We start from the raw sequence: 5878 nt of genomic DNA on the forward strand, positions 1-5878 counted from the left end.
CGACGGCGAGATTATTTGGAAGGACTAGCCTATTTCGTACAGGTAGTAGTGCAAATCGATTGGAAAAATATGGATGTGAGTGATGTAATTGAAACTTAATAATTATTTTTGGGGATCCCTTAGATCACCTCCCCTTTCAGTTTGCGATGGATGACTATCCGATAACCTGGCACGGCGATAAATTATCGATAGATTGGTATATCATAGCTTACGCGGATATTCCCCTGGGCTGGGATAAAAAAGTTATTAAAAAATATTTACTTGATTATTCAAACCAATCTTCAATTCCTTCTAAACCAACGTTTACGACGCAAACACCGGGGGCAATCCAAATAGAATACGGGCTTTTTTCCAAAAATGAGCAAGGTGAGTCACAATTAGTTCGTCGCCTTCCTCCCCAACAGCCAGCAGAAGTGGAAAATGTGTATGAAGGGCATGGAAATTCTAAACCGCTTCAGTTTCGTATTCGCTTAACACTGTTTTCAATCTTGTTAAGCCTGATTGCCATCCCAAGCCTATGGGCTCCATCTACCTTTGGATGGATATGCACGGCTTTATGGTTGTTTTTTGTTCCTAAAACCTATTTTTACTATCGCAAAGAATTGGATCGTAGTCGATGTGGGCCAATATCAATCAAAGTTGATCACCAAGATTTTAAACCAGGGCAAACTATTAAAACCAAATACAAAGTGTCACCTACGCAAGCAGTAAAGATAAAGAGGCTAGTTGCTCGTATTGAAGTTCTTGAGGTATTTTTTGTTTTTTCAACCGATGATGATAACAGTTCCTTTAATAGAAAAAGAATTGTCCGTCACGTGACACAGATTGAAGAAATTGAAGTTAAAAAGGAGTTCATACTTAGCCCCGGTAAAGATGATGAAAACACTGTACTGATTACACTACCAAAGAACCTGATGCACGCGGTTCGCACGGTAAATAATCAAATATTACCTCAGATAGCCATACATATAGAAACGGAACATTGTCGCGATATAAGTGCATCAGTTGCGCTGAATATTACGCCTTAATTAATCCAGTTTTTTGATTACTGTAAACGGCGAAGGTGCTCGGTAACCTATCTCAAAACTTAATGTAATATTTTGCTAGTGATTAAATAGAAAGAACCAAACAGGGTCACAAGCTGGTAATTACGACTGTTTACCCCTGATAGGTAGTGATGTACCTGTTGCTGTTCAGTTTGAAACCCTCCGTCCTGATTTGGATCACCACGTTAGCGAGTAAAACTGTTAGCCAATGCCTTATTCGTCGCCTCATAGCTATACTAAGTTCTCAGGCTAAAGCCCAGGCTACAAATCCACACGCGCCAGCAAGCTTAGCGCCAACAAAAGCTGATTTTAACACTAATATTAAATTCATTAGCCGATTAATCCACATCTACAAATTCAGTAATTACTTTTAAATATTTAATCCTCCCACCTTGCATTTACCTAAAAAGTGAACTTAATTAAAAAAGTAATGGAACTTCATCAAAAGGAATTTGCAATGACTAAACTCATCATTATTGCTTGGTTACTTTTTTGTTCATATGCTTACGCGACAAATATTTTTAAGCTTAACTCACAATCTAAAAATACAGATTTAGCCGATATTCAACCAAACCACCCACAATGGAATGCCAGCTCAATTTATGTAGCCGGTGATGTTGTGACTCACAACAACAGCTTATTTATTGCCGCTTTTTGGGTTAAAGGCATTGAACCGATAGAAAACCAACCCCATTGGGATGGTTGGATTTGGCTGCAAAATACTGTGATAGAAAAATGGCAAGCAAACAAAGTGTATCAAGGTGGCAACCTTGTAAAACACGGAGCCGACTACTACCTTGCCCGCTACTGGAATGAGAATAACGAACCCGCCCCCCACAGTAGTTGGCAAAAAATTAAAGATTTATTTTACCAAACCCCAGATTTACCACCTGAACACCCTGACGACTATAAAACGCTGGACGGTGTTGATCAAAATGACAACGGTATCCGCGACGATTATGAGCGCTATGTGTATGAAAAGTTTGATTCTCCACAGCTCATCACCTTTAGTTTAGGTGCCGCTTCAACATTACAACTGGTTATTGATATAGAGCAGGGCCGTATACCAAATTTAGATACTGAGATCGGTAAGCAGATTATTTTGGATATGCTCAACATAAGCTACTGTGTTCAATATTTACAAAATTCACACCCACACTTTAGAGAACCTGAAGTTTTATACTTTAATACGATAGATAGAGCTTACGCTAACCGAAAAAGCCAAAATAAAATTAGTGACTATATTGCTTGGGATGACGGTTTTCATCGAAGTGCTGATCAAGACTGCAATATCCTTAAGAAGGACATAAAATGAAAGCTATATATATTTTACTCTTACTTATATTTCCAGTTTTGGCGAATGGTAATTATCAAGCACAAGATCGGTATTGCTCTAGAAATATTGATAATGTGCGCATTTTCTATGTAAATGGGATGTGGACTAATATCAAGCAATATAGGGCAAACTTAAATAGATTAGGTAACTTTCAAAATTCTCACCTACCTGAATTTAAAAAAGGAGCATTTCCTACAGGGAGATAATAAAAGTGAAGCTATATTTATGCAAATATATGAAGTCGCACAGCAAAATTATAGTGACTTGCCCGTATTTTCACCTGAGTATCGTATAATAACTGCAATAATTGGAGGCACTGTTAGCTCACTATCAGATATAGATATCGCTCAAATTGAGTCTGTTTTACAGGATGTATTTACTGAAGTAAATTACTCTATTATTGACGAGACAGACTATAAAAATGCATTTCAAAGACTTCAATTTCAGATGCATTCTTGCAACCGTATTATTCTTATTGGTCACTCGCAAGGTAACTTTTACACCAATGCTCTTTTTGAGGAAACCATATCTACTTATCAATATAGCGACGGGTATCTTGCTTCCGATTATCCACTGGTTAGCCTAGCCGCAATAGCAACACCAACAAGTTCAATAGGAGGAAGTTTGGGGGAGGAATATAAAGAGATCATTTCACACCTTACACTTGACGAAGACTGGGTCATACGAGCCGTAAGGATTTTATTTGGTAGTTTACCTTCAAACTATTCTGCTGAGTCTTTATTTGACTCAACTGGTCATGGGTTAATTGCTGCATACCTAAGAAATAATGCAGTTGCAAATGCAATAAGTGCTAAAATTGAAGCTTCTATTTTAAACCAAACTCCTTTCCCCTTATTTGAACAACACCCTGTAAATTCAGATGCTTTTTCACACATCGGCTATTCAACGATTAATAAAATTCTTGATCTCAAATTTGAATCAGGAAGTGTTTATCGTTATTACAATATACCTATTTTAGTATGGGATGAGTTGTATTACTCAACATCAATGGGGAAGGTTTTTAATGATAATATTCGAGGCCAATACCCTTTTGATAAGTTAGATATTGAAAGTATGACTTATCTAAAAATGACGTCACTTGAACCAGTTGCAAAAGTTGAAAAATAACTAAACATTGGACTAGAAATAAAAAAAGGTGAGCCACTTCAGCTCACCCTTTTTAATAATTATTGTTTGGGAATAGAGATTGGATTCCCAATCTATAATTTCATTCCCAAACTATAATGACTTTTATCAATTGAGGATCATTAATGAGGTTGGTTAACTCGGGGGTTGTTTATTTTGATATTTTCACCGCTTTCTATTAATGGAAGTTGGTTAACTAATCATGAAACTATTGATAATTTTAAACAACGCTATTAATTAAGTTGGTTAATTAAGCTTTAGTTGGATTCTACAAGAATAGAGGCAAATGCAAATTGTTAGACAATTGAAAAGAGCTCTTTCTTTAGTGAAGCTAAATCCTCAACAGCCTTACTCACAAATGTATTATTTGGCTCTATGAACTTGATAAACCGCCCTAAACCAATTATTTTGTCAAGATATAAAACGTCGAGATCTCCATAATCACCGTTGAATGACTTTTCTTTGTTTAACATTAGATAATGATGTTTTTGTCTAAATTCTCTCCGAGTTTTTTTTAGAACTCTTACTCTATCACCGGTAATGCACAAACCTGTTACCATTTTCTTTTGACCTGATTTTTTATGGGCAAACTTTTTATGGTTCAAAGTAAAGCCATTACTCTCAATAATTTTTACAATCATTACTATGAAGCTACTTGGTATTATTTCACCAGAAAATGCTAAGTCATCTGCATAACGACTGAACTTAATATTATGAAATTTAGATAAGTGTGCTAACTCATTATCTAACTTCCTCATAATTAAGTTACTAAGAATAGGGCTTGAAGGAGCACCTTGAGGTAAACAACCATTCACACTGCAAATTTTTGCCATTTGATAACTTAACTTAGGCGTGAAGCCAACATCACGAAATACCCGCTTTACATCATGAATGCTAATATGACCAAAAAAGTCTTTAAAATCTAATTTTAGAAGTTGCGTACAGCCAAGATGTAATTTAGCATTATCAAGAATTGATCGGGACTTCACGTAGCCATATGCTTGTTCACTAACTTCAATATTTTCTAGAATATGCTCTTTAATCCAAGATTGGACATAACTAAGGATTGGGTATGGGGAATTGATTAATCTTTTTTTCTTTTTACCGCTAATTTTAAATGTACGATAAAACTCCCTACTTTTGTACATCATTCTGTATAAGTAGTTCTTTTCGACACCTAGCAACACAGCGAAGTGCTCTAACTCAAAGATGACGGGAAAACCACTACTCGTTAATTGTTCAGTGTAATTAGCTAAGAGGTCGGATTGTTCAACACTAATCCCTTCATTGACTAAAAAACTCTTCCATTGACTCGAATTTAACAACTTATAACCTGACTTCTTATTTTTAATGGTCGCTTGTTACTACGAAATAATAATTAGCTTCTCATGTATGAGGTTAAAAATAACCTCCCACTATAGGGCGAATACACCCTAACGCTAGTAAACAAGCGACAGTTAACAATACCACGGTATATCGGTATTAGTCTAACCTTAAAGTTTCATCTATTATTTCTAAATTAGGTTTATACAACTCTGTTGTCGGCTTGGCTTTATCAATAATTTTTTGTATTTCAAGTTTATCTAGCTCTAAGCTCCTAGCAACAATCGCATTATAAATGACACTCAGTTGACTTCCTGTAAGATTTTTAGATAACTTAAAAAAACGACCATTATGATCTATTACCTTTTGTTCACTTAGAAACGCCACTGCTTCTTTAATTTCTGTTGGCGTTAAACGGTATTTTTTATGTAGCTCATAAAGTTCATGCTCTTCTTTATCTGTAGCTAAATCAAATACTAATTTAATCGAGATTGGATTCATAATTACCTTAACCTCCGAAATAATGTATTTCTAGGCTTTCCACCTTTCTTTTTAGGCCACCAAAATAAAGGAAAGACGTTATTTGAACAATTGTTGCCATACACTTGATAAAGAGTTTCTGATTCTTTGTAACCTAAAGAGAAGTCTTTAATTTTCAAACCCTCATATTTCTTTTGTAAATTACTTTCTAAGCCCACCATTAAAGATTTGTATTCATCAGCCTCTTCAGCTTCATAATCCGAAATCCCTTTTTTAAGGGTAACAGGGCAGAATATTGATAAATCTAGATTATCGTTAATATGTTGAATACCATGTTCCATCGCAGCAAAACCCAAAATCCGAAAGTGAACACCTTCAATATCAGACTCATTTAACTTACTTTTAAACACTTCCAACTTATTAACCCCCCTGTGTCAGGATAGTTGTCGCCTCTAACTTTTAATAGAGGCAGATAAAAATGAGACGTCGATTTACACAAGAATTTAAAGTTCAAGCGGTTGAAAAAGCATTATCTCAATGTGATGAT

The 5878-nt window shown here is 35.5% G+C and carries 7 protein-coding genes; 4 read left to right on the forward strand and 3 right to left on the reverse strand.

Annotation, left to right across the window (positions count from 1 at the left end; translation table 11 throughout):
• Window positions 1-146 precede the first annotated feature (146 nt).
• From H5187_RS22515 to H5187_RS22525, 4 genes are all read left to right on the forward strand, one after another.
• Window positions 147-1028, forward strand: a complete 882-nt coding sequence (locus H5187_RS22515; protein ID WP_182794950.1) for a hypothetical protein — start codon at window positions 147-149, stop codon at window positions 1026-1028.
• A gap of 475 nt (window positions 1029-1503) precedes the next feature.
• Entirely contained in the window at window positions 1504-2361 is an 858-nt protein-coding gene (locus H5187_RS22520; protein ID WP_182794949.1) for a chitodextrinase, read from the forward strand.
• Window positions 2358-2588 carry a hypothetical protein gene (locus H5187_RS24790; RefSeq protein ID WP_259399240.1) on the forward strand — a complete coding sequence of 77 codons (231 nt, stop codon included), beginning with the start codon at window positions 2358-2360 and terminating at the stop codon, window positions 2586-2588. The genes H5187_RS22520 and H5187_RS24790 overlap by 4 nt, the downstream gene beginning before the upstream one ends.
• A 19-nt stretch (window positions 2589-2607) precedes the next feature.
• On the forward strand, window positions 2608-3510 hold the full coding sequence (locus H5187_RS22525; protein WP_259399239.1) for a KTSC domain-containing protein: 903 nt from the start codon (window positions 2608-2610) through the stop codon (window positions 3508-3510).
• Between the two features lie 314 nt (window positions 3511-3824).
• Here H5187_RS22525 and H5187_RS22530 read toward each other — a convergent pair whose 3' ends face one another.
• The 3 genes from H5187_RS22530 to H5187_RS22540 form a co-directional block, all read right to left on the reverse strand.
• Window positions 3825-4853, reverse strand: a complete 1029-nt coding sequence (locus tag H5187_RS22530) for a reverse transcriptase domain-containing protein (protein ID WP_182798388.1) — start codon at window positions 4851-4853, stop codon at window positions 3825-3827.
• A gap of 157 nt (window positions 4854-5010) precedes the next feature.
• Window positions 5011-5352, reverse strand: a complete 342-nt coding sequence (locus H5187_RS22535; RefSeq protein WP_182794947.1) for a hypothetical protein — start codon at window positions 5350-5352, stop codon at window positions 5011-5013.
• A gap of 2 nt (window positions 5353-5354) precedes the next feature.
• Complete coding sequence (locus tag H5187_RS22540; RefSeq protein ID WP_182798389.1) at window positions 5355-5747, reverse strand: hypothetical protein; 393 nt, start codon at window positions 5745-5747, stop codon at window positions 5355-5357.
• Window positions 5748-5878: the final 131 nt, after the last annotated feature.

Source organism: Pseudoalteromonas sp. SG44-1, assembly GCF_014164315.1.
Classification (GTDB): Bacteria; Pseudomonadota; Gammaproteobacteria; order Enterobacterales; family Alteromonadaceae; genus Pseudoalteromonas; species Pseudoalteromonas rhizosphaerae.

Coding starts and splice junctions, on each gene's coding strand:
- H5187_RS22515 (WP_182794950.1), top strand. CDS start 147: ATGGATGACTATCCGATAACCTGGCACGGCGATAAATTATCGATAGAT.
- H5187_RS22520 (WP_182794949.1), top strand. CDS start 1,504: ATGACTAAACTCATCATTATTGCTTGGTTACTTTTTTGTTCATATGCT.
- H5187_RS24790 (WP_259399240.1), top strand. CDS start 2,358: ATGAAAGCTATATATATTTTACTCTTACTTATATTTCCAGTTTTGGCG.
- H5187_RS22525 (WP_259399239.1), top strand. CDS start 2,608: ATGCAAATATATGAAGTCGCACAGCAAAATTATAGTGACTTGCCCGTA.
- H5187_RS22535 (WP_182794947.1), bottom strand. CDS start 5,352: ATGAATCCAATCTCGATTAAATTAGTATTTGATTTAGCTACAGATAAA.